Consider the following 1,362-nt stretch of genomic DNA (forward strand, 5'->3'; position numbering starts at 1 on the left):
TGATTGTTGGTAAAGTTGTATCGCTTACTGTTACTAATTGTGTAGCAGTAGCTGTATTACCTGAACCATCTACTACGGTCCATGTTACAGTGGTTGTACCTAATGGGAATGCTGCTGGTGCATCATTACTTACACTTACTACTGAACAATTGTCTGTAGTTACTGCATTTCCTAATACTAAACCTGTTCTTGTACAATCTGTATTTGTTGTGGTATTGATAGCAATTGGTGCTACGATAGTAGGCAACTCGTTATCTTCTACCGTTACAACTTGAGTAGCTGTTGCAGTGTTACCTGAACCATCTACTATTGTCCATGTTACGGTTGTATTACCTATTGAGAATGAAGCTGGAGCGTCGTTAGTTACACTTACTACAGAGCAGTTGTCTGCAGTTACTGGTGTACCTAATGCAACGTTAATTGCATAACAATCATCATTTGTGTTGATTGTGATATCCGATGGTGCTGTAATTGTTGGATTTGTTGCATCCGTTACTGTCACTAATTGTGTCGCTGTAGCGGTGTTTCCTGAACCATCAACTACTGTCCATGTTACTGTAGTAGTTCCTAATGCAAACACTGCTGGTGCATCATTACTTACACTCGCTACCGAACAGTTGTCTGATGTAACTGGTGTACCTAATGTTACTCCTGTTGCTGTACAGTCTGTATCTGTATTTACGTTCACTGCTGATGGTGCGGTGATTGTTGGTAAAGTTGTATCGCTTACTGTAACTAACTGTGTAGCAGTAGCTGTATTACCTGAACCATCTACTACGGTCCATGTTACAGTGGTTGTACCTAATGGGAATGCTGCTGGTGCATCATTACTTACACTTACTACTGAACAATTGTCTGTAGTTACTGCATTTCCTAATACTAAACCTGTTCTTGTACAATCTGTATTTGTTGTGGTATTGATAGCAATTGGTGCTACGATAGTAGGTAACTCATTATCTTCTACCGTTACTACTTGAGTAGCAGTTGCTGTGTTACCTGAACCATCTACTATTGTCCAAGTTACTGTTGTACTTCCTATTGAGAATGAAGCTGGAGCGTCGTTAGTTACACTTACTACAGAACAGTTGTCTGCAGTTACTGGTGTACCTAATGCAACGTTAATTGCATAACAATCATCATTTGTGTTGATTGTGATATCCGATGGTGCTGTAATTGTTGGATTTGTTGCATCCGTTACTGTCACTAATTGTGTCGCTGTAGCGGTGTTTCCTGAACCATCAACTACTGTCCATGTTACTGTAGTAGTTCCTAATGCAAACACTGCTGGTGCATCATTACTTACACTTGCTACCGAACAGTTGTCTGCTGTTACTGCATTACCTAATACTACTGCTGTTGCTG

Annotated in this window: 1 protein-coding gene; it reads right to left on the reverse strand. The window is 40.2% G+C overall.

Annotated elements, in window-relative coordinates:
• On the reverse strand, nt 1-1,362 hold a 1,362-nt coding region (locus tag G4L40_RS12845; RefSeq protein WP_166237589.1), incomplete at both ends, for an HYR domain-containing protein.

This window comes from Flavobacterium celericrescens (assembly GCF_011392075.1).
Taxonomy (GTDB): Bacteria; Bacteroidota; Bacteroidia; order Flavobacteriales; family Flavobacteriaceae; genus Flavobacterium; species Flavobacterium celericrescens.